Here is a 24967-nt window from a genome sequence, read left to right as displayed (position 1 = left end):
GTTGAATTCGGCCGCGGCGCTTAGGGCTTGATGCGGATCGGTCCCGGCGACCACAACCCGCTGCGGGTGGCGGTGCCCAATCCCAGTTGCGCGGGCTTGGCGTCGACGAGGGTGTCGAACTTGCGCAGCGAGCCCCAGTCGCGGCCCCAGTCGCGCGACAGATAAGTGGACATCACGTGGGCGCGCAGCAGCAGGTCGGTGATGCCCAGCAGGCCGCCGTTGACGCCGTCCTCCCAGGTGTCGGTGTCCTGCTTCTTGGCCGAATAGTCCGGCGTGATGCGGAATTTCGGGATCTCGGTGACGCCGTTGACGTGCAGCATGGGCTGCTGGCAGGGGAACGCCAGCCCGACGGCCCAGTCCATCAACACCGGCTGCGTCGACCCGACGTATTCCTGCAACGAGCGCAGCTCGGGCACGCGCGGCGGGGTCACCGCGATCCAGTCCTCCGGCGTCAGCGACAGGTCCTCGGCGACCACCCGCACGGCGACGGCGTCCGCGGGCATCTCCGAGCGGGCGAAGCGCAGGTTGCGCCAGGCCTTCGGCTGTTCGCCGTAGAGGTCGAAGGGCACCACCCTGCCTGCGGGCCGCACGTCGTCGGCGCCGCCGGGTCCGGGCGTGCCGTACTCCAGCACCACGGTCTGGCCGTCGGTGTGGTGGTGCAGCACGCTGTTGCCGGTGATCTTGCCGGCGGCGGTCACCACGACCAGCGGGTGGCCATCGTCCGGCTTGGGCAGCCGGTACCAGGCCGACGTCAGCCGGCTCTGCTGTTGCGGCCCGGTGGTGTAGCTGCCGGCCACCGGAACCCGGTCGGGATCCAGCCCGTACGGCAGCGGCACGACCGAGCCGTTGACGCCCGGCGCCGCGAGCTTGGTCGGTGCGTCCCAGTCGTAGTCGGTGCCGGGCTGCGGCACCGTCGTCTCCTTGATGGACTCGGCAAGGGTGCGCTCCGGTACGCCGTTGGGGGTGAACCCGGTCGGGTCGACCCCGCCCAGCGGGCCCAGCGCGCCGTAGCCAGAAGGCAGGGCCGCCATGAAGCCGACGTTGCTGTCCGGCTCGACGAGCACGTCGTCGGCCAGGCCGCAGCCCCCGCTGAACTCCCGCAGGTTGTCCCAGGCATTGGAGTAGGTGGGGTACTGGCGAACGATGCCGGCGACCATCGACGCGATGAACACCAGCGCCATGAAGCCGGCGGCAATGGGGATGGGCGCAGCCGTCAGCGTTCGGGCCAGCCGGCCCTCGCCCCGGCTCTTGGACGCGAAGTGCAGGTACACCGCCCACAGCGCGGCGATCGCGAACAAAGCGAAAAAGATTGTGCTGATGGTGATTCCGCCGATTTTCGGCATCGAACTGTTGAACGGGACCCCGTAACTGGAGACGTACCACCACCCGTTGGTGGTGGCGAAGCACAGCGCCAGCACAAAGAACAGCGCCGCCAAAAACGCCATGCGGTTGCGCGACCACCGCAGGACCTCGTGCGACACCAGCACCGTCGTCAGCGCGGCCATCGCCGCGCCCACCGCGGCGAACAGCCCGAAGTGGTGCACCCACTTGGTGGGGGTGAACATCAAAAAGAACATGGTGGCGAAGATGACGCCCATCAGGCGCCACGCCGGGCCGCGGGCCACGCCGGGAATGCGCTTGCGCCGCAACATGATGAAGACGGCCGTGAACAGGCACAGCGCGGTGATCAAAAAGCCGAACCGCCGCGACAGCGAGCCGTCGACGGTGGGCAGGATCAGGTAGTAGTAGCGCAGGTTCTCGGTGTACCAGGCCTGGCTGGGGCCGATCGCCGTGCGAATCCTGGTGGCTTCCAACACCGTTGACAGGGTCTGGTCGGCGAACACGACGGTCAGGATGACCGCACCCGCGGCCAGCATGGGCGCCACCAAAGGCCAGGTGCCGACCAGCCGGTGGCGCCGCACCAAGATGCGCAGGATCGGTCGCCCGCCGGCGATCAGCGCGGCGACCGCGATCAGCCCGGTGGGCTGGACACCGAGCGTGAAGGCCGCGGTGATGACCGCCAGCGCCGCGGGCGTCAGCCGGCTGTACCGCATGGACCGTTCGATCAGCACGTAGGTGATCAGCGAACCGACCGCGATGATCGGCTCGGGGCGCAGGCCGTTGTCGAACGGCATCCAGGCCGTCAGCAGCACCATGCCCGCCGCCCAGTTGGCGGCCTTGCTGGAGGTGACCGCGGGTCCCAGCCGCGGGAGCACTTCGCGCGACAGCAGGAGCCAGCACACGATCCCGGCGATCAAGTCCGGCAACCGCATCCACAGGCTGGCGTCGCTGACATGGGTCATCAGCGCCAGCAGGTTGTAGTACCAGCCGAAGGGGTCCTCCGGGCTACCGAACCAGCGGAAGTAGTTCGACATGTAGCCGGCCCGATCGGCGACCCGGGCCATGCCCAGGATGTAGCCGTCGTCCGACGAGTTCGCCCCGATCACGTGCCAGAGCACGAACCCGAAGATCACTGTGGCGTCGGCCAGGGTGAACGTGCGCCAGTTCGCCGGGATCAGCCGGCGCATCCGGTGACCGTCCAACTGGTCGAGGCGCCACAGCGCGATTAGCGCGACGACGGTGGACACCACCGCCAGCACCATCGCGAGCAGTTTCAGGGTCGTCGGGGTGGTGGAGAACCGGGTGTCGATGGTCGCCGACAACTTCAGAGCCGCCGGGGCCGGCCCGCTCAGGTCGGTGAACACCCCGACGATCTGCGGGCGCAGGTTCGGGTCGGGGAACCCGCCCGTAATCGGTTTGCCCGCAGGGTCATTCAGCCCGACGAAGGTGGCGAACGCGCCGGCTTTGGTCGACGTGATCTCGATGTGCTGACATTGCGAGGACGCCACCTGGTCGCGGGGCGCGCTGGCGAGCACCACGTTGCGGTCGGTGACGTCGACGCGCTTGCCGTTGACGACGACGAACAACGCGTTGAGCGCGGCGTCCTTGCCTTTCTTGGGCGCGGTGCTCAGCACGACGCCGCCCTCGGGCGGCAGGCTGCGCACCAGCGCGCACGGTACGGACGCGGTCAGCTCGACGGGCGTCAGCGAAATCAGCGGTGCCGTGACGTTGTTCAGTTGACCGTTTTGCGGCCAGCTCAGGGTTGCGGTGGTCTGCACGACGGGTAGCAGCGGCGTGGCGACCGACAAGACGAAGCCGAGCAGCCCGGCGATCGTCGCCACCCAGCGCGTCATCCGCACACCGTCGCGGGTCTCGCGCCGCGCGGTGGCTGTTTGTTCGTCGATCACGCTCATGGGAGGGCCCTAATCGGTCCTTGCCGCGTCCAGCCGTGCACCGTGGTCACACCCTGCTCGACGACGGCGTCGGGCGCCTGATCGGTCGCCACCAACGGGTAGTACCGCTCGACCGATCCCCAGTCGCGGTGCCAGTCGCCGCGCAGGTATGTCGAGATCGTCGAGGTGCGCAGCAGCGCCTGGGTGAACAGGAACGGGCCGCCGGTCTCGCCGGCCTGCCACCCGTTCGACGACGCCGCCGTCTGTTTGTGGTCGGGCAGGATGCGGTATTGCGGAAGTTCGGCAACGCCAAGGTGTTCGGAGAACGGCCGCTGGCACGGGAAGTTGGCGGCGGTCGCGATGTCCATCAGCACCGGGGCGCGCGATCCGAGCAGCTGCTGCAGCGTCTGCAGCACCGGAACGCGCGGTGGCGTGAACGCGAACCACTGGTCGGAGCTCAGGTTCGGGTCGTAGGCGACGATGCGTGCCACATTGGCGTCCGGCGGCGCCCACGTCAACGGGAACCGCAGGTTGCGCCACGCCGGCTCCGGCCCGATGTCGATCGGCTCCACCTCGTTGAGCGGCTGGGTGGCGCCGTCCGGGCGGGCCACGCCCCACTGCAGCTTCAGCGGCTGGCCGTAGGTGAAGGTGCCGTCCTCCTTGTGCGACCAGATCGCACCGGCCGCCGACACCACGACGATCGGGCGGTCGCCGGTGCGCGGGGGCAGCTGGTACCAGGCCGAGGTGGCCGTGCCCGCCAGCGAATTTTCGCCGTAGCTGCCCATCACCGGGGTGCGCGCCGGGTCAAGGCCGAACGGCAGCGCCGCGTGGGAACCGTTGACGCCGGCCGGGCCCTTGCCGCCGGCCGTGCCCGCGGAGTCGCTCATGGCCGCGTTCGGCTTGTTGGGTGACGCGTCGGAATTCACCACGCCCGGTTTGGTCACCACCGGATAGGACCTCAGGTCGTCGCCCACCCCGTCGGGTTTGAAGCCGATCGGGTTGACGCCGCCGAGGGGACCGGCCGGGCCGAACGTCTGCCCGGGCGCCGGCTGCAGCATGCCGACGTTGGGGTCGGGCTCGGCCAGCACGTCGTCGGCCATGGCGCAGCTGGTGGGCGACAGTGCCGAACTCAGGGCGGCGAGATTGGCCTTGCCGATGGTGTAGAGCGGGTAGCGGAACACCGCGCCCTTGGTCAGCGAGGCCACCTCGCCGACGACCATGATCGTCGCGACCACCAGCAGCGGGGTCGACGCCAGGATGCGGTTACGCCGGTTGTCCTTGACCTCGGTGTGCCCGGCGTAGTCCATGCGGAAGTGCTGCCAGGCGGCCAGCAGCCCGGTGATGATCGACAACGTCAGGAACATCGACGTCACCGGGTGGCTGGCGACGACGGGCTGGATGTCGTACCACGGCACCCCGTAATTGGCGACGTCGAACCAGCCATTGATGCCGGAGGTCGCCACCGCGAGCACGAACAGCAGCGCGGTCACGTAGAGCGTGAGGTTGCGCCGGTTGTGCAGGCCGATGCGCGCCAGCGCGAAGGCGGTGACCGCGCCCAGGGCGCCGGTCAACCCGGCGAACGCGCCGAACTGCACGGCCCACTTGGTCGGCGTGAACGTCAGCAGCAGCAGGCCGAGCGCGGTGGTGCCGAGCAGACGCCACGCCGGCCCGCTGGCCAGGCCCGGCACCCGGCCGCGGCGCAGCAGCACCACCAGCATCCCGAACAGGCACAGCAGCATCACCAGCACGGCGAAGCGCCGCGACATCGATCCCTCGGCGTTGCTTTCCACCGTGAGGAAGTAGTAGCGCAGCCAGTCCTGGTACCAGGCGATCGTCGGCCCGACCTTGTACTTGATGCGCGCCGACTCGGCGACCGTGGCCAGCGTCTGGCTGCGGAAGACCACCACGGTGATCAGCGTCAGCGCCGCCGCCAGCACCGCCAGCGGGGCGAGCAGCCCGTCGGTCGCGCGGCGGCGCCGGATCACCTGGGCGATGGCGCGGGCGCCGGTCAGCAGCGCGGCGACCGCGATCAACCCCTGCGGCGCCAGCGTCGCCGTCAGCATCGCGACCACGATCGCGACCGCGGCGGGCGCCAGCCGCCCCAGCGCGATGGCGCGTTCCACCAGCACCCAGGTGACCAGCACGCCCAGCGCGATCAGCGGCTCGGGTCGCAGGCCGTTGTTGAACGGCAGCCACGCGGCCAAGAACACCGCGCCCGCGGTGAACACCGCCACCGGGTTGGTGGCCAGGCCGCCCCGCGCCGGCCCCAGCCGCCGCAGCACGCAGTGGGAGATGATCAGCCAGCACGCGATCCCGGCCAGCGTCGCGGGTAGCCGCATCCACACGCCGGCGGTGGATATCGAGGCCAGCCGCGACAGTATCGAGAAGTACCAGTCGAACGGCGCCTCGGTCGTGCCGAAGTACCGGTAGTAGTTGACGACGTAGCCGGCCTTGGGCGCGATCCGCGCAATGGTCAGGTTGTAGCCGTCGTCCGACGAGGTGGCGCCGATGACGTGCCAGAGCAGCAGCGTCGCGATCACCCCGGCGTCGGCGAGCCAGATCGCGGCGCCGACGCGGCGCCGCTCACCCGTGCGGTAGCGGCCGCGGGCGCGCCGGTCCAGCGCCGCCAGCGCCACGATGGCCACGAGCACCGCCAGCCCGCCGACGACAAGCACCACCTTCTTGATTGTCGTGGGCGCCAGGATGAACCGGGTGTCGATGTCGACGCGGGCCGACAACCCCGGCTGCGCTGGGACTTTCAGGTCGGTGAAGATCCCGCCGACCTGGGGCTTCTTCTCCGACGGCAGGACGCCGGCGGCGCCGGGTATGCCGACGAAATCCGCGCCCGCCGCGCCCACGTCGGCCCACACGTGCAGGACGCTGCAGGCGCCGGCCGCGACGGCCGCGCGCTTCGCCACGGCGGCCACGGTGTCGCGGAACGCGACGACGATCACGTCCTTGTCCGCGCGCACGAAGAGCCCGTTCTTGCCCGTGTCCACCCCGCCGGCCGGCAGGGTCGACACGACCAGGCCGCCGTCGGGCGGCAGGGTCGCCGTGGCCGGGCACGGGATGGAGATGTCCAGCGCGCGCGGCGCCCCCGACACCAGCGGGGCGGTGACCTGCGTGACGTGCCCGTCGGTGCTGCCCTGCGGCCACAGGACCGTCGCCGTGGTCTGCTTCGCCGGCAGCAACGGGACGACCAGGCACAGCACCAGGCCCAGCAGGCCCGCGGCGGCGGCGATCACACCGATGCGTTGCGATCGCTCATTACCGTCGTGGGGCACGAGGCTCGATGGTAGGGGACGCCGCTTTGTCCGCTGAGGATGCAGGGCCGCTGAACGATTTGTCGCCGAGTCTGCGTCCAGCGCGCATTGTGGGGGGCCGGCCGCGATCTGTGCGCAGTCTCGACGCGCTGTTGTGGTTTGCCGCGGCCGGCGCACGAAATAAACTCTCGTCGCAACGTTTGCGTTCAAAATGGGGACCCGAGGGCCTCGAGAACGGCCCCGATGACTCGGGAGGCTGGCAGCGCGATGACGAACACGGGCCTCGGGTTCGGCGCCTTGGGACCGTTGCTGATGACGAGCCACGGCGTGCGGGTGCCGGTGGGCGCCCCCAAGCAGCGGGCGGTGCTGGCGATGCTGTTGATCAACCGCAACCGGCCGGTGTCCGTCGACTCGTTGATCAACGCGGTGTGGGACGAGGATCCGGTGCCGGCGGCGCGCACCAGCATCCAGGCCCACGTGTCCAACCTGCGCCGGCTGCTGCGCTCCGCGGGCGCCGACGCCTACCAGGTGCTGGCCAGCGCCCCGCCCGGATACCAGCTCAGCGTCGCGGACGCCGACTGCGACCTGGGGCGCTTCACCGCCGCGAAGGCGGCGGGTACGCAGGCCGCGGCCGCGGGACGCTACGAGGAGGCCGGCAGGAACCTCTCGCTGGCGCTGGCCGAGTGGCGCGGGCCGGTGCTCGACGACCTGCGCGGCTTCGCCTTCGTCGACGCCTTCGCCACCGCGCTGGCAGAAGAAAAGGTGGCGGCCCACACCGCCCGCGCCGAGGCCGAGATCGCGTGCGGGCGCGCCGACGGGGTGATCGGTGAGCTGGAGGCGCTCACCGCCGAGCACCCGTACCGCGAGCCGCTGTGGGCGCAGCTGATCACCGCCTACTACGTGACCGAGCGTCAGTCCGACGCGCTCGGCGCCTACCGGCGGCTCAAGACCGCGCTGGCCGAGGGCCTCGGCATCGACCCCGGCCCGACCGTCAGCGCCCTGCACGAGCGGATCCTGCGCCAAGAACCGTTGGGGGCCATGGCAAGCGACCTGACCACGCACAAACGCGGCGCCTCCAGTTTCGAGCCGACGACCTCGTCGATACCGCTGGCGGACTCCGCACCGGCGGCCGGGCTGCGCGGCTCGCGGGGGCGGCTGTTCCGGCTGACGGGCGCGATCACCCGGATCGGGCGCTTCACCGACAACGACATCGTGCTCGACGACACCGACGTCAGTCGCCACCACGCCGTGATCACCGACACCGGAACGGGTTTCATGATGACCGACTTGCGGTCGACGAACGGCGTGGAGGTCCGGGGCCAGCGCATCCGGGGCAGCGCCACCCTGGCCGACGGCGACCACATCCGCATCGGCAACCTCGACTTCACCTTCGAGGTCGGCCTCACCGGCTCCTAGCGCAGCCGTCCGGCCAGCGTGCTCAGGCCCGGGCCGTCGAGATCGGCGAGCGCCGCGGGGCGTCCGGACATCGCCATCAGCAGCGCCTCGCCGGGGCCCGTGACCTCGGGCCCGCCGCCGTGCGTCCATGCGAGGTCGGTGGCGCGCAGTCGCAGTCCCCTGATCCGCCGTCCGGCGCCGAGCCGGGGGTTGCCCGGCACCAGCGACAGCACCCGCTCGAGCCGGTCGGCCGGGACGCTGCGCGGCCGGCCGAGCGCGCGACGGATGTCCTGGTGATGGATCGTGCCGTCGACGAGCGCGATCATGCCGCCGAAACCCGCTGTCAGCCCGCGGGGTTGGAGGTGTTCGCGGAGGAACTCCAGCAGCTGCTCGGGGCTCAGCGTCGCGAACTCGTCGACGCCCACCTGGTTGGCCCGCACGACCGCGCCCTTGGCGAACCTCCTGAGCAGTCCGAGGGGGCCGAGCTCCTCGTAGCTGATGACATGCGCCACAACATCTTTGACCGTCCATTTGGAGCACAGGCTGGGCGCCTGCCAGTCCTGTGGCGACAGCGTGGCCAGAAAATCCGCGAGGTCGGCCCGCTCGGCGCGGGCCATGGTCATCAGGGGGGCGGTCATCGTTGGGCTCCGGCGCCGAGCAGGCGGGCGTAGCGGTCGAGGTACAGCGGCCAGCCCGCGTCGCCGTCGATCCCCTCGGCGACGAACTCCCAGCCCGGACCGTGGCGGTCCAGATGCCGGTGTTCGAGATCGACGCGCGTGCGCTCATCCGACTCGGCGGTGAAGCGGACGTCGACTTCGCTGGTCTTGGCCGGGTCGGCCTCCAGCCGCCAGGTCGGGCCGATGTCCCAGGTGAACGTCACGCGGTGGGGCGGTTCGTAGACCAGGATGCGCGCCCACCGGCACACGCTGCCGTCGATGCCGCGGTCGTAGATGTGCCCGCCCACGCGCGGCTCGAAGATCGTCTCGGCGATCGGGACCGCCAGCAGGTTGTGCTCGCGCGGCTTGAAGTCGCCGAACCGGTCGGTAAAGTCGGCGAACGCGCGCTCGATCGGGGCGTTGACGACGACGTGGTGCGTGACATTCGGGACTCGGGTCATGACGGTTCCCCTCCGCTGTTGTCTCGGCCCTCCTCTATGGCCGCGGCGTAGTTGGCCAATGCCTGTGCCCAAAACCGGTCGAGCTCGGCGCGCAGCGCCTCGAGGCCCGTCGGGTCGAGGCGGTAGACCCGACGCGTTCCCGAGGCGCGGTCGCGAACCAGGCCCGCCGACTTGAGCACCTTGAGGTGCTGCGAAACGGCCGGCCGGCTGACGGGTAGATCGCGGGCCAGCTCGCCGACGGCCGCCGGGCCGTGCGCGAGGCGTTCCACGATGGCGCGCCGCGTTCCGTCGGCCAGCGCCAGCCACGCGTTCCCGGCCGCTTGGTAAGTGACCACGAACCGTAAGTTTAGACTTACCGATCCGGCTCCTCAATGGTTACAAGAATTTCGCAAAGATTCCACTAAGGCCCGGCGCCACACTTCGTAGCCATGAAGTCCGTCCACCTCAAGCGGGTCCTCGCCGGGGCGCTGCTGTCGGGCACCGTCGCGGCGGCCGGGTCCTGGTTGGCCGCCGGCACCGCCCAGGCCGGCCCGAGGGGCCCCTACCAGTGGTGTCCCGGGCAGCACCTGCCCGAGACCGACGTCGTGTGGGACATGAACGTCTGCCACACCTGGTACTGGGTCGACTACGGCTTCCAGGCCAACCGCGGCCACTTCGTCTACGAGGGCGACCGCCCGCCGCCGAATCTCGGTTGTATCCCCGGGCTGTGCCTGCCCGGGCTGTAACGAGGAAAGAAGGGCTCGACCATGAACACTCCTGGAACCGTGCGGCGAATCCTCGCCGGGGCGGTGCTGTCGGCCGGCGTGGTAGCGGCGGGCTTCGGCGTGGCCACCGGAACCGCGCACGCCGACGCCTGGGCCGAAGGCCCGCATCAATGGTGTCCGGGACAGCCCCTGCCGCAGGCCGACATCCAGTGGGATATGGGCGCCTGCCACACCTGGTACCTGCTCGTGGGCGGCCCGAAGGGCAACGTCGGCGGCCGCTGGAACACCATCTGGGACGGCCCCAATCCGCCCGCCCCGATCCGCAAGCCGCCGGGCAACTGCGGGCTGTTCTTCTGCCCCGAGCCGCCGGGCAGCTGACGCGACTAGGTCTTGCGCAGCGGCGCCGGGCCCCACAGGCCGCTGCGCATGGTCGTGCCGAGCTGCAGGCGGGCGGGCTGCGCGTTGGGGTAGTAGGGCGTCAGGCGTTGCAGCGATCCCCAGTCGCGCGACCAGTCGTCCTTGAGGTAGGTGGCCACGGTGGTCGCCTTCACCAGCAACTCGGCGACGCCCAGCGGGCCGCCACCGTTGTTGTCCATCACCGGTGAGTTGGCCTCGGCGCCGAACCGGTCGGGCAGGATGCGCCACTTCGGGGTCTCGTCGACGCCGTTCTGATGCCCGAACGGCCGCTGGCAGGGGAACGCCAGGCCGACCAGCCAGTCCAGGAACACCGGGTCTTGGGACCCCACCACGTCCTGCAGCGTGCGCAGCTGCGGAATCCGCGGCGGGGTCAACGCGATCCAGTGCTGAGGGGCGAGGTCCTCGTCGTCGGCGACGAGGCGGATCTGGGTGGCGTCGCCGGGGATCGCCGACAGCGGCAACCGCAGGTTGCGCCAGGCGGGGGAGGCGCCGACGTCGGCGAATTGGAACGAACCGCCGGGGTGTCCGCCGGCCGCCTGGGCGTCGGTGGCCCATTGCACCTGGACCTCGCGGGGGTCGAAGCGGCCGGCCGCGCTGACCACCAGCAGCGGCCCCGCCTTGTCGCGCGCGGGCAGCCGATACCAGCCCGACCGCAGGTGCGCGGGAATCTGAATGCCGGAGCGCCAGCTGCCGAGCACCGGTGTGCGCGCGGGGTCGAGGTTGAAGGGCAGCTGGGCCGACGATCCGTTGATGCCCGGCGCGGGGGTGGTGCCGCCCTCGGTGCCCGCCTGGTTGCTGCCGGTCTTCTCCTCGTCGTTGACGAAGCTGCGGTCACCCGGCCGCTCCATCACGGGGTCGGCGCGGACGTCGGCGGGAATTCCGTTGGGCGTGAAGGCTTCCGACAGGCCGGCGCCCAGGGCTTCTGATATCGCCGGGCCCGCCGTGCCGGTCACCGGCGACAGCATGCCCGCGCCCGGGTCCTGCTCCACCAGCACGTCCTCGGCCAGCCCGCACGACTTGCCGGCCAGCGCCTGCAGGTTGGATCGGCCCACGGACCACGCCGGGTACTGCGCGGTCATCGCCAGGGTCAGCGATGCCACCTCGAACACCACCAGCACCCACGTCGCAATTGCCAACGGGGACTGGACGATCCCCGCCACGCGTGCGCCGAGCCGGGTTTTGGGTGGTCCGTTATCGGGGGCGACGAAATGGAACCAGGCCGCCAACAGCAGCACCGCCACGGTCAGCCCGAGCAGCGCGGTGGCAAAGGCGTAATGCCACGCGGGGAACGAATTCGACCATGGCACACCGAAATTGGAGACATACCACCAGCCGTTGACGCTGGCGAACGACAGCGCCACCAAAAACAGCACCACGGCCGCGAACACCGTGCGGTTGCGCCGCGACCGCATCGCCACCGAGGTCACCGCGACCGCGGCGAGCGCGCCCAGCGGCCCGGCCAGCCCGGCGAACACGCCGAAGTGGTGGGTCCATTTGGTGGGGGTGAACATCATCGCGGCGAACGAGATGATGGTGATCCCGACGATGCGGCGGCTCGGCCCGCCGGCCGTGCCCGGAATTCGTCCCTTGCGCAACGACATTGCGACCGTGATGCCCAGCGCCAACACCAGCGCCAGCACGGCGAAGCGGCGGGCGACCGAGCCGTCGGGGCTGGCCATGAACAGCCGCTCGTAACGGATGTGCTCGTCGAACCAGCTCAGGCTGGGCCCGACGGCGCGCTTGAGCGCGGTCGCCTGCAACTCGCCGGCCAGGGTCTGGTCGCGAAAGATCAGGATGGCGGCGACGGTGACGGCGGCCACCAGGGGCGCCACCAACGGCAGCGCCCCGAATTGGGTGGACCTGCGGTGCAGGATCGTGCGCAGCGGCCCGATCGCGACCAGCAGCGCACCGATCGATGCGATGCCCGTCGGCCCGGAAAACAGGGTCAGCGCGCCGATGATGCACGCGATCGCCACCGGCAGCAGCCGGCTGGTGGCCACCGCGCGTTCCACCGAGCACCAGGTCAGCAAGATGCCCAGGGCGATGATCGGCTCGGGCCGCAGGCCGTTGTCCAGCGGCAACCAGACCGCCAGGAACATCCCCGCCGCCGTCCACGCCACGGCCCGGTTCCTCTTGACCGCGTGACCCAGCCGCGGCATGACTTCCCGGCTGATCACCCACCAGCACGTCAGCGCCATCGCCAGGGTGGGCAGGCGCATCCAGATACTGGTGGTGCTGACGTGCGCCCACAGCGCCAGCAGGTCGTAGTACCAGCCGAACGGGGCCTCGGGGGTGCCGAACCAGCGGTAGTAGTTGGCCATGTAGCCGGCGTGCTCGGACACCCGGGCCATGGTCAGGATGTAGCCGTCGTCGGAGGTGTTGGCGCCGACGAAGTGCCACCACACCAGCACCGCGATGACGAGGGCGTCCAGCCCGCCGATCGACCACCACCGCGCGGGCAGGAAGCGGCGGTGCCGGGTGCCGTCGGCGGTGTCGAGGACGTGCAGCGCGACCAAGGCGGCCACGGTCAGAACCACCCCGAGGATCATCGCCGCCATCTTCAGCTGGCTGGGGCTGCTGCTGTAGCGGGTGTCGACGGTCGCCGAGAAGCTCAGGCCCGGCGGCGCCGGCCCGGCCAGATCGGTGAAGACGCCGACGATCTGCGGCCGGAAGTCGTAGCCGCTCTTCTCGCCGCGCAGCGGCGAGCCGGGATGCTCGGCGTTGGGGCCCTGCGTCAGCCCGACGAATTCGGCGACGACGCGGTCGGCGTGCGCGGTGAAGGTCAGCCGCTGGCAGGCCGGGCTGAGCACCTGGCTCAACGGGGCGCTGACCACCGGGACGTTGCGGACCACCAGCACCAGGTCGTCGTTGGCGCGCTGGATGAGCAGGCCGCGGTCGACGGCCTTGGGGGCCTGCTTGGGCACGGTCGAGAGCAGCACCGTCTTGCCGGCCTGCCGGGCCGCCGCCGGCCCGGCCAGTCCCGCGGCGGCCCGGCAGGGCACGGTGATGTTCAGATCGGTGGCCACATAACCGATCAGCGGAGCCTCGACGCTGCCGAACGTGCCGTTCTGCGGCCAGTTCAGCTGGGCGGTGGTCTGGTTGACCGGCAGCAGCGGGGTGGCGATCGCGAGCAGCGCGCCGAGTAGGCCGGCGACGGTAGCGACCACCCGAGCGATCCGGTGGTTTCCTCCCGCGTCGTCCACGGGGGTAGATGGTAGTTCTTGGCCCAAGTCAGCCGAGGTTTCGGTGGCCATCGGCCGTCACGCCACCGGCTTGCGGATGGCCAGCACGAACGGGCCGACGCTGTCGACGACGAACCGCGGGTCGGCGAACAGGGCCGCGGGCAGGTCGACGGTGTAGCGGCGCACGTTGGGCTGGTTGGGGTACACGTCCTGGGCCAACCGCAACGTGTAGGTGCTGTTCGCGCCGCGGCGCATGAGAAACACCGTCGGCGGCGGCCACGGCGAGGTGTCCAGCGCGCGGACGAACTCGTCGGCGGTCTTGAGCTTGGACCATTTCTCGATCTGCGCGGCCCGCAGGTCGAACTGCGCCAGCGGGTTGGCGTAGTGCGACGTCAGGCCCTGGAACCCCCAGTAGGGGTAGTAGGACAGGAAGCTGTAGTCGGCGGTCATCACCACGGTCTGGTCGCGTGGCTTGCCGGTGGTCTTGAGGATGGCGGCGTCGATGTCGGGGTAGAACTTCTCCGAACTCGGCGGCCGGCGGTCGCCGCGCTGGCCGTAGCCGTCGGTGTCGGTGTAGGCGATGGTCAGGTCCGGGCGCAGCACGTCGGGGATGTCCTGGCTGAACGCGATCGCGGCGGCCAGGCCGATCGCGCCCGCCACCGGGACGATCGCGCGGCTGCGGGACCAGTTTCTGCGCGCCAACGCGCGAATGGCCTCCAGGAAGCCGAACGCACCGGCCGCGACCAGCAGCACGCTCAGCGTCGGCTGCAGCCGGAACGACAGCAGCGTGGTGCGCGCCAGCGTGGTCAGCATCGACAGCAGCGACCACAGGTAGACGGCGAGCACGCCGATCGCCAGCGCGCCGGCCCGCACCGACGAGCGGGCTCTGATGACCAGCCACAGCGAGCCCAGCATGCAGATCGCGCCCAGCAGCGAGAACTGCAGCATCGGGAAGGTCAGCTCGGCGCCGTCGGCCGGCAGGTAGTGAAAGGCGCTGCCGCTGTTGCTGACCGGGCTGGTCGCCACGCGCAACGCGAACGGCAGCCAGGTGATGATCCCGATCCCCGCCGTGAGGGCGGCGATGACGGCCAGCCGGCGCAGCGGGTCCAGCGCGGCATTGGCACCGCGCTGCCGCCAGCGCGACGCGGCCAGGGCCAGCGCCATCAGCGTGATCGTGAACGCGCTGAAGGCCAGCAGCAGCGTGTACCAGGTGGCCGTGAATCCGAGGAACAGCCCGGCGCCGATCACCGCGGCCCAACCGCGGCGCTCGCCGGCGCGCAGTCCGGACCAGGCCAGCACCAGCACCGGCGGCAGCAGCACGGTGATCATCGCGGAGTAGGGCTCGGGCGAGCTGTAGGCCAGCGTGACCGCGGCGGTCGCGGCGGTGACTACGAGCGCGTACTCGAAGCGGATCATCCGCCACCACAGCACCAGTGCGACGGCGGCCGCGATGGTGATCGAGGTGATCGCCCACGGCTTGTACATCTCCCAGGCGGGCGTTCCCGTCAGCGCCGCGACGCGCCCGCCGATCCAGAACCAGCCCGGCGGGTAGAACGACGGCAGCCCGAGGTAGGTCATGTCGTGCAGGGCCGGGCTGTCGGTGAGCCGGGTCAGGTATTCGGTGCGGAACTGCTGGTCGACGGAGATGCCGAACAGGTACAGCCGGGTGGCCCCCAGCGGCATGCCCAGCGTCACGACGGTGAATGCGGAAACGAACACCAGGCCGCCCAACTGGGCCAGCCGGCGGTATCCGCGCCGCCACGACCAACCCACGGCGACCAGCCCGGCCAGGCAGCCGACCTGCCCGACGGTGGTCAGCGCGTGCAGCTGGTTGGACGACGGAAAGGCCGGCCACTGCACGCGAGAGATGGCGATCAGCGACACCACGGCGACGACGACGGCGACGAGAACCGCCAAAGCCATCTGGCCGAGGGTGGCCAGCGCGTTGCGCATGATCAGATTGGCAGTTTGCGGAAGATGCTCCGCGGGATGTGTCGCAACACCATCATCACATAACGGAATGCTGCTGGCGCCCAAACCAATTCCTTACCTTTTGCCGCCGAGGTCACCGCGAGGTTGGCGACGTACTCCTTGTCGACGGTCAGCGGGGCTTCCTTGATGTGCGCGCTCATCCGGGTCCGCACCTGGCCAGGCCGGATCACCAGGACGCGAACACCGTAGTCGCGCAACGCCTCCGAGAGGCCGAGGTAGAAACCGTCCAGGCCGGCCTTGGTGGAGCCGTAGACGAAGTTGGACCGGCGGACCCGCTCGCCGGCCACCGTGCTCATCGCGATGATCTGACCGAAGCCCTGCGCGCGCATCTTCTCGGCGAGCAACACACCCACCGAAACCGCTGCGGTGTAGTTGATTTCGGCGATCTGCACGGCCTTGCGCTGGTTCTGCCACAACTCCTCGGCGTCCCCGAGCAAGCCGAACGCCACGATCGCCACGTCGACATCGCCATTCGCGAAGGCCTCGTCGATCATCTTCGGATGGGCGTCGGGGTCGGTGGCCTCGAAGTCGACCACCTCCACCGACCGCGCGCCGGCGGCCTTCATCTGGGCCACCGCCGCGTCGCGGCCCGGGTCGTCGGGCATGGCCGCCAGAATGATTCGGGCATGCGCGTTTTGCAGGTAGCGCTCGCAGATCGCCAGCCCGATCTCGGAGGTGCCACCGAGCAGCAGGATGGTTTGCGGGTTTCCCACGGCGTCAAGCACCATCTACAGCAACTCCAAACGTCGGGCCATGTCGGAGGCGAACACCCCGTTGGGATCTATCTTGCGGCGCACCGCTATCCACTCGTCGATGCGCGGATACATGGCATGGAAGGTCTCGGCGGTGGCGCGCGAATCCTTGGCGGTATAAACCCGCCCGCCGAATTCCACTACGCGGCGATCGAGGTCGTTGAGGAACTCGTTGAGCCCGGGCTTGACGGGGAAGTCGACGCAGACGTTCCAGCCGGGAATCGGAAAGCTCAGCGGCGCTTGGTTGCCCGGGCCGAACAGTTTGAACACATTGAGAAACGAGTAGTGCCCAGACTTTTGGATGTCGCGGAGTATGGCCTTGAACTCCTCGACGGCGTTGGTGGGCACCACGAACTGATACTGCCCGAAGCCGGCCGGCCCGTAGGCGCGGTTCCATTCGCCGAACATGTCCAGCGGGTGATAGAACTGCGTCAGGTTTTGGACCTTGCCGCGATACGTCCCCGACTTGCGGTACCACAGTTCGCCGATCGGCATGAACGTGTACTTGTTCGCCAACCCGTTGGGGAAGACGTCGGGGATCGTGAGCAGTTGCGGCGCATCGAATTTGAGCGGGTTGCGCTGCAGCTTCTTGGGCAGCTGCTCCAGCCTCGCCAGCGAGCCGCGGGAAATGGCGGCACGCCCCAGTTTGGGCGGTGCGCTGATCGCGTCGAACCACGCGCTGGAATAGGTGTAGTCGGCTTCGCTGCCGTCGCTGTGGAAGGCGATCGTTTCGTCGAGGCTGCCGGTGACGTCGCCGTCGGCGACGAAATACGCCGTCTCCGTCGGCGTCATCTCGACGGTCGCGCGCAGGACGATCCCGGTCAGGCCGTTGCCCCCGACGGTGGCCCAGAACAGCTCGGCGTCCGGGCCGTCGGGGGTGATGGTGCGGATCTGCCCGTCGGCGGTCAGCAGGTCCATGCTGCGCACGTGGTTGCCGAAGCTGCCGGCGCTGTGGTGGTTCTTGCCGTGGATGTCACACGCGATCGCGCCGCCGATGGTGACCTGGCGGGTGCCAGGCAGCACCGGCACCCACAGCCCGAACGGCAGCGCCGCCTTCATCAACTGGTCGAGGTTGACGCCGGCGTCGACGTCGACCAGCCGGGTGTCGGCGTTGATCGAGTGGATGCGGTCGAGCACCGTCATGTCGATGACCAGCCCGCCGCCGTTCTGGGCGTTGTCGCCGTAGGAGCGGCCCAGCCCCCGCGCGATCACCCCGCGGTCTCCCGCGTTGGCCACGGCCTTGGCGATCTCGTCCGGATCGCGGGTAGAAAGCACCGTCGCCACGGAGGGTGCGGTGCGGCCCCAGCCGGTGAGCCGTTTGGTGGTGAACATCGACAAAGAGGGTACCGCCTGCGCCCAAAGCTCAGCGGATGCGGAAGATCACGGCTCGCTGCACGATGAAGTTGATGACCGTCGCCGTGCCCTGCGCGATCACGAAGGCGACGGGTACCGCCCACCCGCGGTAATGCAGCAAGGCCAGGCACAAGTGATTGAGGCCCACCTGCACCGCGAAGGTGATGCAGTAAAGCACCATGACCGCGACGAACCTCGCCGTGCTGGGTGCCGCCTGAAACGTCCAGCGGCGGTTGATCAGATAGGCGGTAATGGTGCCGGCGCACCAGCTGAGCATCTTGGCCGGGTCCCAGGGCAGGCCCAGCCCGTGCAGCACCAGGTAGAGGCCGAAGTCGACGATCCCGGCCACGCCGCCGGTGACGACGAAACGCCACACCTGCGTCGTCAGACTCAGCTGTGGGCGCGGCGGCGCGGCTGGAGGCATGGATGAGCTATTTGGGCAGCTTGACCGCGATCAGCTCGACCTGGTTCTCGCCCTGCGGCGTGGAGTAGGTCACCGTGTCGCCGGCTTTGTGCCCGGCCAGGGCCTGGCCCAGCGGGCTGCGCGCGGTCAACGTCTCGGCCTCGCGGCCGACGGGGGTCTCTTCGACAATCGAGATCACGTGCATCGTGACGACCTCGCCGTCGGGGAACCGCAGCGTCACCTCGGTGCCGCCGGGCAGCGTTTCCCCGTCGTCGGAGGATGACGGCCCGCTCCGCAACCGCCGGTCCAGCTCGTTGATCCGGTCGCCGAGGACGACGAGTTCGTCGGCGCGCTGTATCGCGTCGGCGGCGTCCCCGTGGTCACCGACCATGCCGCGGTCGTTTTTGACCTCGACTTCGAGGCGGTCGCGCCGCTGCTTCAGCCGGTCCAACTCCGCGGCCAGGTTCTCCCGCGCCGCGTCGACCGCCGATTGGGCTTTTTTTCTCACGTCGTCGACCCGATTCCTGTCTGCCGTCACTGCTGACCTGTAGCGCTACAGTGTTGCACCACCACCAGGCAGCCGCCACCCTACGCGGCGTGCGTCTTCGTTGTTGTACACGTGCATACCCAGATCGGCGGCGGTTTTATCCCCCCGGGTATATGCGGCGGCGGTCGCTGTGAGGTGACGGCTTCGGGCGTGAACCCACGCACCTGGTTGTGAACACAGGGCGGCGCGCGGGCCGGATCCGCCGCCGAGGATTCACACCCGAAGCCAAGGATTCACACCCAAAGCCCGCCTCGTGGCCGGCTACGTCCAGCGCCGGGCCGTCACCGGCCCCGCGGTCAGGGTGATCACGTTGTTGCGGCTTTCGCCGGCCTCGATCCGCGACACCCACACCCGGCCGCCGGTCGCCAGCGCGACGATGCGCTCGGCGGTCTCGAAGGCCCACGCCGCCGAGCCCTCCAGGCCGGTGTTGTCCATGACCCGCAGGTCGATGACGCCCCGCTCGGCCAGCAGTTCGAACAAGTCGCGTTGCGGGTCGTCCTCCGCGATCAGCGTGGTGTGGTCGAACTGATAGCGCAGCGCCGCGCGGATTTCGGCCACGGCGTCGCCCTCGACGACCAACCCGGTATCGGGTTCGGTTTCGGCGCACGCGAACTCGACTTCGAACGTCCGCTCGCAGCCGTGCAAGAAGAAGCGCTTGCCCGGGTTGGTCCACGAGCGGTGGCAGCACGGCAGCTGGTCGAAGACCCGGCGCAGGTGAAACCGTGCGGCCCGGCCGCTCGGTGCGTCGGCGCGATGCATGGTGGCGACGTACACGTCGTCGGCGAAAGCGGTGTAACTCATTGTCAGGTGCTCCTTTCCGAGCCCGGTCGTGTTGATGCGACCCAGCTTCGGGACGGCGCCTCGACGGATCCTTGAAGAATTCTTGGCGGCGTACGAGGGACCGCCCGTGGTTCAATGCGCGCATGGACAACCCCGGCCCGTGGTGGCTCACCTGGCCGGTCGCCGACGTGGCGGCGGCGATCCTGCCGTTGTTTTCGTACCCGCCGTTTCTCTCCGTGCGCGCCAGAGATTCGGGCGATAGCAAACGTCGTGGCGTGGTGCAGGACGGGCACGCCCCGCGGGCCGTCGGGGATCGACGACAACTGGAAGCCGTGGTTCGAAGATCCCGATAACAGCGCCGTCGCCGAAGCGATGCAGCTTCTCGAACGCCAGGGCTTGCTGCGACGCTTGTGCGTGCCGAAATTCCACGAAAACTACGTCGGCATCACCCGGCTGGGCCTGCACGCGGTGCAGACCGGGACCGTGCGGCAGCACCTCGAGCTCAGCGCCGCCCCGCCCGGGGCCGCCGAGTAAGGCACGCTCGGGCGGCGACACCCGGTAGGGAACCCGCGCGCGGTATTGGCGCATCGCGAAGGCCGCGAGCACCCAGCCGACGACCGTCAGCACCAGGACCACCACCCAGTGGCGCAATTCCTGATGCGAGCGCGGCAGCGGCGCCCGGACGATGTCGAGGTGGTGCAGCAGCGGGTTGAGCTCGACGATGCTCGACCAGCGCCCGGCGTTCTGTTGCCGCAATGGCATGCACGCCATCCGGCTTCTAGGGCGAAGACCTTCGTCTCGGACGTCGAGCGCGGGATGGCGGGAGGCGCTACCCGGGATTGCCGCCCGTGCCGGGCGTGCCCGTGGAACCAAGCGTGCCGACGGCGCCGGCGGCGCCCGGGGTGCCACCTGCCCCGCCGCTGCCGCCGCTGCCCGGGGTGCCCCCGGTGCCCCCGGCGCCACCGGCGCCCGCCCCACCGTCAGTCCCGCCGGTTCCGCCGGATGCGGCGCCGTTGCCGCCGTGTCCCCCGGTGCCCCCGGCGCCCCCGATGCCGCCGCCCCCGCCGGTGCCGCCAGAGCCGGCCAGCAGCCCGCCGGCACCGCCCTGTCCGCCCTGGCCGCCGCTTCCTCCGGCGCCGCCGGCCCCGCCGGCGCCGCCGTCGCCACCGTCTCCGGCGCTTGCGGTAGGCCCTGCGAGGCCGTTGCTGATCGTGGTTCCGCCGGCGCCGCCCGCACCTCCGGCGCCGCCCGTGGCGGCGCCACCGCCGATGCCGCCGATGCCTCCTGCGCCGCCGGCGCCACCGTCGCCGACGAGCAGCCCGCCGTGACCGCCGTTTCCGCCCGCACCGCCGGTCCCGCCGGCGCCACCGGCCGCGCCCGTGGCGCCGTTGCCGCCGTTCCCGCCCACGCCGCCGACGGCTCGGACAAAGTCGTTTCCAACGCCGGAGGCGGTCGCCGAACCGCCTGCTCCGCCTGCCCCGCCCGCGCCGCCCGTGACGCCGCCGCCGGCCCCGGCCCCGCCGGCGCCACCAATGGCAATGGCACTGCTATTCATGGCGCCGCCGTTTTCTGTTGCCGTCGCGATGCCGCCAAGACCGCCGGCTCCGCCCGTCGCGCCCGCACCGGCGGCGCCTCCAGGACCACCGGCACCACCGGCGGCCGTGACGAAGTTGGTACCCGTGCCATTGCCCGTGGCTGACCCGATGCCGCCGCCGCCGCCGGTACCCCCGGCCTGTCCGGCCACGCTGTCTCCGGCGGTGCCGGGGCCACCGCCCGCCGTGACGGCTCCCGAGCCGCTGATGAAATTAGAGGTGCCGTTGCTTCCGTTGCCCGCGGTGCCGGCCGGGGTGGGGTTCACGCCATTCGCCCCGGCCAGACCGGCGCCGCCTGGCCCGCCGGCGCCGCCATTGCCGAACAGGGCGGCGTCGCCGCCGGTCCCCCCTTGCCCGGGGTTGCCGCCGTTGACGCCGGCCACGGCGGCCCCACCGGCCCCACCGATGCCGCCGTTGCCGGAAAGCAGCCCGCCGCTGCCGCCGTGACCGCCGACGGCGCCGGCGCCGCCCATGCCACCGGGCCCGCCGGCGCCGATCAGTCCCGCGCCGCCACCGGCGCCCCCGGCCACCCCGGCGGCCGTGCTGGCACCACCCGCGCCTCCGTTGCCGTACAAGATGCCGCCGGCACCGCCCGGCTGCCCCACCCCGTTGACGGTCCCCCCGGCGGCACCGTTGCCGATCAGCGGGCGCCCCATCAAGGCCTCGGTCGGCGCATTGACCGCTGCCAGCACGTCCTGCTCGACGCTCTGCAAGGGAGACGCGTTGGCCGCTTCCGTGGTGGCGTAGGACGATGCGCCGGCGGTCATCGCCCGCACGAATTGATCATGAAAAGCCGCTACTTGACCGCTCAGCGCCTGATATTCCAGGGCGTGCGCCCCGAACAGCGCAGCGATCTGCACCGACACCTCGTCCGCTGCCGCGGCCAGCACCCCAGTCGTATTGGTCGCCGCCGCGGTGCCGGCGGCGTTGATCGCCGAACCGATGTCCGACAGCTCGGCCGCCGCCGCCGTCAGTGTCTCCGGTGCCGCAACTACAAACGCCATGCTCTAACCTCCCGGCGGAACACCGGCGGTCCGGCGTGCATCGCCGAGCGCTGGTCCGGCTGATGTTATCGACGCTCAGGCAGCTTGGCGGAGCTTCGGCCATATTGTTGCCTCGGCTGCCCGCGGCTACACCCAGTAGGGAACCCGCGCGCGGTATTGGCGCATCGCGAAGGCGGCCAGCACCCAACCGACGACCGTCAGCACCAGGACGACCACCCAGTGGCGCAATTCCTGATGCGAGCCCAGCAGCGGCGCCCGGACGATGTCGAGGTAGTGCAGCAGCGGGTTGAGCTCGACGATGCTCGACCAGCGCCCGGCGTTCTGCTGCCGCAGCGTGTCGTCGTTCCAGATGATCGGCGTCATGAAAAACAGCAGCTGCACGACCGAGAACAGCAGCGGGCCGATGTCGCGGTAGCGGGTGGCCAGGATGCCGAAACACAGTGACACCCAGATGCAATTGGCCACGATCAGCCCCAGCGCCGGGATGACCGACAGATCGGCCCACGACCACGGCTTGGGATAGATGATCGCGACGACGGCGTAGATGACGATGTTGTGCGCGAACAGAATCATCTGCCGCCACACCAGCCGGTAGACGTGCACGGAAAGCGGCGTGGGCAACTGCTTGATCAAACCCTCGTTGGCGACGAACACGTCGGCGCCCTCCAGGATCGAGGCGTTGATCAGGTTCCAGATGATCAGCCCGAGCGTCACGTAGGGCAGGTGCACCGCCAGCTCGAGGTGGAACAGCTTGGAGTACAGGCCGCCCATCGCCACGGCCGTGGTGCCGGTCGCGATGGTGATCCAGAACGGCCCCAGCACCGAACGGCGGTAGCGCTGCTTGATGTCCTGCCAGCCCAGGTGCAGCCACAGCTCGTGGCGGCGGAAGCCGTCGACCAGATCGCCGCGGGCGCGCGCCAGCGTTCGCGACTGGGCCGCCGCGTCGATGAAGGTCATGGCGCTCCTCCCGCTTTGCCGAACCGCTCGCGACGCCCCAAGCGGCGCAACCGAATCCACTCCACGAGCCCCGCCGGGTCGCGGCGGGTCACCAGGAAGAACCACCCGAACCGGAGCCATTCCTGGGCCAGCAGCTTGCGCAGGCCCGGCTGTGACAGTAGGTATCCGCGGTTGCGGTAGGTGAAGAACCGCTTGGTGTGGTCGTCGGGGTACTGGGTGTGCATCCGCCCGCCCAGGATCGGCCGGAATTCGTCGGATCCGCACGGGTGCAGATAAATCGTGTCCAGGCAGGTTCCGAACGGCAGGCCGGAGCGAACCAGGCGGCGGTGCATCTCGACCTCGTCGCCGCGGATGAACAGCCGCAGGTCGGGCACGCCGATCGATTCCAGCGTCGACGCCCGAAACAGCGCGCCGTTGAACAACGACGCGATCCCGCGCAGCAGATCCTGCCCGGGCTCGGTGCGCAATTCGCTTGCGCGCCTTCGCCATACCAGCCCGCGCCGCAACGGAAACGCCAGCCGCTGGGGGTCGTCCATGTTGCACACCATCGGCGAGACCTCGGCGAGGCCGTGTTTGTCGGCGCACGCCAGCAGCGTCGCCAGCACGTTCGAGTCCTGCGGCCGCCCGTCGTCGTCGGCGAGCCACACCCAGTCGGCGCCCCGGGCCAGCGCGTGCAACATGCCCAGCGCGAAACCGCCGGCGCCGCCGAGGTTGCGGCGCGACCCCAGGTAGGTAGTCGGGATCGGTTGGCCCGCAACCAAATCCCGGACCCGCGCGTCATCGCCGTTGTCGACCACGATCAGATGGTCGGGTGTCCGGGTCTGTGTGCTCAGCGCATCCAGCGACTTGGCCAGCTCGTCGGGGCGCCGGTGGGTGACCACGACGGCGAACACGGTCTCGCTCATGGCTGTCCGGCGGTCTCGGCCAGTACCTCGCGCACGTGCCGGGCGGCGTCCTCACCCTCGTACGCGCGCACCACGTCCTCGATGCCGCCGGTCATGCGGATGACGCCGTGGTCGATCCACATCGCGGTCTTGCACAGCCGGGCCAGGAACTCGTTGGAATGGCTGGCGAACACCAGGATTCCGGAACGCTCCACCAGGCTCTGCAACCGCGACTGCGCCTTCTTCAGAAAGTCGGCGTCCACCGCGCCGATGCCCTCGTCGAGGAGCAGGATCTCGGGGTCGATGCTGGTGACCACGCCCATCGCCAGCCGTACCCGCATCCCGGTGGAGTAGGTGCGCAGCGGCATCGACAAGTAGTCGCCCAGCTCGGTGAACTCGGCGATTTCGTCGACCTTGGCAAGCATCTGCTTGCGGGTCTGCCCGAGGAACAGGCCGCGGATGATGATGTTCTCGTAGCCGGAGATCTCGGGGTCCATGCCGATGCCCAGATCGAACACCGGCGCGACGCGGCCGGTCACCATGGCGGAGCCCCGTGTGGGCTCGTAGATGCCCGAAAGTAGCCGCAGCAGAGTCGATTTCCCGGCCCCGTTGTGCCCGACCAGGCCGACCCGGTCGCCCAGCTCCAGCGTCATCGTGATGTCCCGCAACGCCTCGATGACGACGACGTTGGAGTTGTTGCGGCCGATGGTGCCGCCCGCCTTGCCCAAAAACGCCTTCTTCAGCGACCGAGATTTGGCGTCGAAGATGGGAAATTCCACCCACGCGTCGCGCGTCTCGATATGGGCACCGCGAGGACCGGACACTGGCGCCTGCCCTACAGGTATTGCCCGGTGCCCGAGCCGGGGCCGTGGCCCGCTCGGCTGATTCCCGGCGGCAGGGCGCCCTGGCGCATCTGCTCCAGCTGCGCACGCGCGGCCATCTGCTGGGCGAACAGCGCGGTCTGGATGCCGTGGAACAGCCCCTCCAGCCAGCCCACCAGCTGCGCCTGGGCGATGCGCAACTCGGCGTCCGACGGCGCGGCGCCCTCGTTGAACGGCAGGGTCAGCCGGTCCAGCTCCTCGCGCAGCTCGGGGGCCAGGCCGTCTTCCAGCTCACGGATGCTGGTGGCGTGGATCTCGCGCAGCCGGTTGCGGCTGGCCTCGTCCAGCGGGGCCGCGCGGACCTCCTCGAGCAGCTGCTTGATCATGGTGCCGATCCGCATCACCTTGGCGGGCTGCTCGACCAGGTCGGTCAGCGAGCGCTCGTCGTCGTCGCCCTCGCTGTCGTCCATCGAGCGCAGCGCCATGATCCGCGGGTCGACGCCGCCGATGACCTCGATGCCGTCCGAGTCGTCGTTGCCGCTAGTCATTGCATTCACCATCCTTCTGGGAG

General features: G+C 70.0%; 20 protein-coding genes and 1 pseudogene. 3 read left to right on the top strand and 18 right to left on the bottom strand.

The genetic code is table 11. The annotated features are described in order from the left end of the window. Positions 1–20: 20 nt before the first annotated feature. Together AC5Y4Z_RS14210 and AC5Y4Z_RS14205 are read right to left on the bottom strand one after the other, a co-directional pair. On the bottom strand, positions 21–3254 hold the full coding sequence (locus AC5Y4Z_RS14210) for an arabinosyltransferase domain-containing protein (RefSeq protein ID WP_499964917.1): 3234 nt from the start codon (positions 3252–3254) through the stop codon (positions 21–23). After that, positions 3251–6517 carry an arabinosyltransferase domain-containing protein gene (locus AC5Y4Z_RS14205; RefSeq protein ID WP_499964915.1) on the bottom strand — a complete coding sequence of 1089 codons (3267 nt, stop codon included), beginning with the start codon at positions 6515–6517 and terminating at the stop codon, positions 3251–3253. Before AC5Y4Z_RS14205 ends, AC5Y4Z_RS14210 begins: the two co-directional genes overlap by 4 nt. A 246-nt stretch (positions 6518–6763) precedes the next feature. On the opposite strand from AC5Y4Z_RS14205, the gene AC5Y4Z_RS14200 reads away from it, so the two are divergent. Then, on the top strand, positions 6764–7912 hold the full coding sequence (locus AC5Y4Z_RS14200; protein ID WP_499964913.1) for a BTAD domain-containing putative transcriptional regulator: 1149 nt from the start codon (positions 6764–6766) through the stop codon (positions 7910–7912). Here AC5Y4Z_RS14200 and AC5Y4Z_RS14195 read toward each other — a convergent pair. Genes AC5Y4Z_RS14195 through AC5Y4Z_RS14185 form a run of 3 tightly spaced genes read right to left on the bottom strand, consistent with a single transcriptional unit; the run spans position 7909 to position 9343 of the window. Further along, positions 7909–8529 (bottom strand): maleylpyruvate isomerase family mycothiol-dependent enzyme, encoded by a 621-nt coding sequence (locus AC5Y4Z_RS14195; protein WP_499964911.1) that lies wholly within the window; start codon positions 8527–8529, stop codon positions 7909–7911. The two genes, AC5Y4Z_RS14200 and AC5Y4Z_RS14195, sit on opposite strands and share 4 nt — an antisense overlap. Next, positions 8526–9008: an SRPBCC family protein gene (locus tag AC5Y4Z_RS14190; RefSeq protein WP_499964909.1), complete on the bottom strand. Its 483-nt coding sequence runs from the start codon at positions 9006–9008 to the stop codon at positions 8526–8528. Before AC5Y4Z_RS14190 ends, AC5Y4Z_RS14195 begins: the two co-directional genes overlap by 4 nt. After that, the gene (locus AC5Y4Z_RS14185) at positions 9005–9343 is read right to left on the bottom strand and encodes an ArsR/SmtB family transcription factor (RefSeq protein WP_499964907.1); all 339 of its coding nucleotides are present in this window, start codon (positions 9341–9343) and stop codon (positions 9005–9007) included. Before AC5Y4Z_RS14185 ends, AC5Y4Z_RS14190 begins: the two co-directional genes overlap by 4 nt. Positions 9344–9436: 93 nt before the next feature. Here AC5Y4Z_RS14185 and AC5Y4Z_RS14180 point away from each other — a divergent pair, with 93 nt between their 5' ends. Continuing rightward, positions 9437–9733 carry a hypothetical protein gene (locus AC5Y4Z_RS14180; RefSeq protein WP_499964905.1) on the top strand — a complete coding sequence of 99 codons (297 nt, stop codon included), beginning with the start codon at positions 9437–9439 and terminating at the stop codon, positions 9731–9733. A 21-nt stretch (positions 9734–9754) separates the two neighbouring features. Continuing rightward, positions 9755–10090, top strand: a complete 336-nt coding sequence (locus AC5Y4Z_RS14175; RefSeq protein WP_499964903.1) for a hypothetical protein — start codon at positions 9755–9757, stop codon at positions 10088–10090. Between the two features lie 5 nt (positions 10091–10095). Here the strand turns inward: AC5Y4Z_RS14175 and AC5Y4Z_RS14170 are convergent, their stop codons facing one another. The 13 genes and pseudogenes from AC5Y4Z_RS14170 to AC5Y4Z_RS14110 form a co-directional block, all read right to left on the bottom strand. Beyond that, on the bottom strand, positions 10096–13383 hold the full coding sequence (locus AC5Y4Z_RS14170; protein WP_499964901.1) for an arabinosyltransferase domain-containing protein: 3288 nt from the start codon (positions 13381–13383) through the stop codon (positions 10096–10098). Between the two features lie 6 nt (positions 13384–13389). Further along, entirely contained in the window at positions 13390–15264 is a 1875-nt protein-coding gene (locus tag AC5Y4Z_RS14165; protein WP_499964899.1) for a galactan 5-O-arabinofuranosyltransferase, read from the bottom strand. Between the two features lie 2 nt (positions 15265–15266). Next, entirely contained in the window at positions 15267–16031 is a 765-nt protein-coding gene (gene dprE2, locus AC5Y4Z_RS14160; RefSeq protein ID WP_499964897.1) for a decaprenylphospho-beta-D-erythro-pentofuranosid-2-ulose 2-reductase, read from the bottom strand. Continuing rightward, on the bottom strand, positions 16032–17387 hold the full coding sequence (dprE1, locus tag AC5Y4Z_RS14155) for a decaprenylphosphoryl-beta-D-ribose oxidase (RefSeq protein WP_499964895.1): 1356 nt from the start codon (positions 17385–17387) through the stop codon (positions 16032–16034). Between the two features lie 31 nt (positions 17388–17418). Continuing rightward, on the bottom strand, positions 17419–17832 hold the full coding sequence (locus AC5Y4Z_RS14150; RefSeq protein WP_499964893.1) for a GtrA family protein: 414 nt from the start codon (positions 17830–17832) through the stop codon (positions 17419–17421). Between the two features lie 7 nt (positions 17833–17839). Beyond that, on the bottom strand, positions 17840–18319 hold the full coding sequence (locus tag AC5Y4Z_RS14145; protein ID WP_499964891.1) for a GreA/GreB family elongation factor: 480 nt from the start codon (positions 18317–18319) through the stop codon (positions 17840–17842). Positions 18320–18619: 300 nt separating this feature from the next. Next, positions 18620–19159 carry a 6-carboxytetrahydropterin synthase gene (locus tag AC5Y4Z_RS14140; protein ID WP_499964889.1) on the bottom strand — a complete coding sequence of 180 codons (540 nt, stop codon included), beginning with the start codon at positions 19157–19159 and terminating at the stop codon, positions 18620–18622. Positions 19160–19690: 531 nt separating this feature from the next. Next, positions 19691–19894 (bottom strand): annotated as a pseudogene (locus AC5Y4Z_RS14135) (ABC transporter permease); the annotation flags it as partial. Between the two features lie 73 nt (positions 19895–19967). Then, the gene (locus AC5Y4Z_RS14130) at positions 19968–21734 is read right to left on the bottom strand and encodes a PE family protein (RefSeq protein ID WP_499964887.1); all 1767 of its coding nucleotides are present in this window, start codon (positions 21732–21734) and stop codon (positions 19968–19970) included. A gap of 126 nt (positions 21735–21860) precedes the next feature. Beyond that, on the bottom strand, positions 21861–22691 hold the full coding sequence (gene wzm, locus AC5Y4Z_RS14125; protein WP_499964885.1) for a galactan export ABC transporter permease subunit Wzm/RfbD: 831 nt from the start codon (positions 22689–22691) through the stop codon (positions 21861–21863). Beyond that, positions 22688–23596 (bottom strand): galactofuranosyltransferase GlfT1, encoded by a 909-nt coding sequence (gene glfT1 / locus AC5Y4Z_RS14120; protein WP_499964883.1) that lies wholly within the window; start codon positions 23594–23596, stop codon positions 22688–22690. The genes wzm and glfT1 overlap by 4 nt, the downstream gene beginning before the upstream one ends. Then, positions 23593–24399: a galactan export ABC transporter ATP-binding subunit Wzt/RfbE gene (wzt, locus tag AC5Y4Z_RS14115; protein WP_499964881.1), complete on the bottom strand. Its 807-nt coding sequence runs from the start codon at positions 24397–24399 to the stop codon at positions 23593–23595. The genes glfT1 and wzt overlap by 4 nt, the downstream gene beginning before the upstream one ends. Before the next feature lie 11 nt (positions 24400–24410). Then, positions 24411–24944: a bacterial proteasome activator family protein gene (locus tag AC5Y4Z_RS14110; RefSeq protein WP_499964879.1), complete on the bottom strand. Its 534-nt coding sequence runs from the start codon at positions 24942–24944 to the stop codon at positions 24411–24413. Positions 24945–24967 lie beyond the last annotated feature (23 nt).

The sequence above is a fragment of the Mycobacterium sp. NGS63 genome (assembly GCF_059812295.1).
Note: the sequence above shows the minus strand (reverse complement) of the source record. Positions and strands in the feature narration are given on the sequence as shown.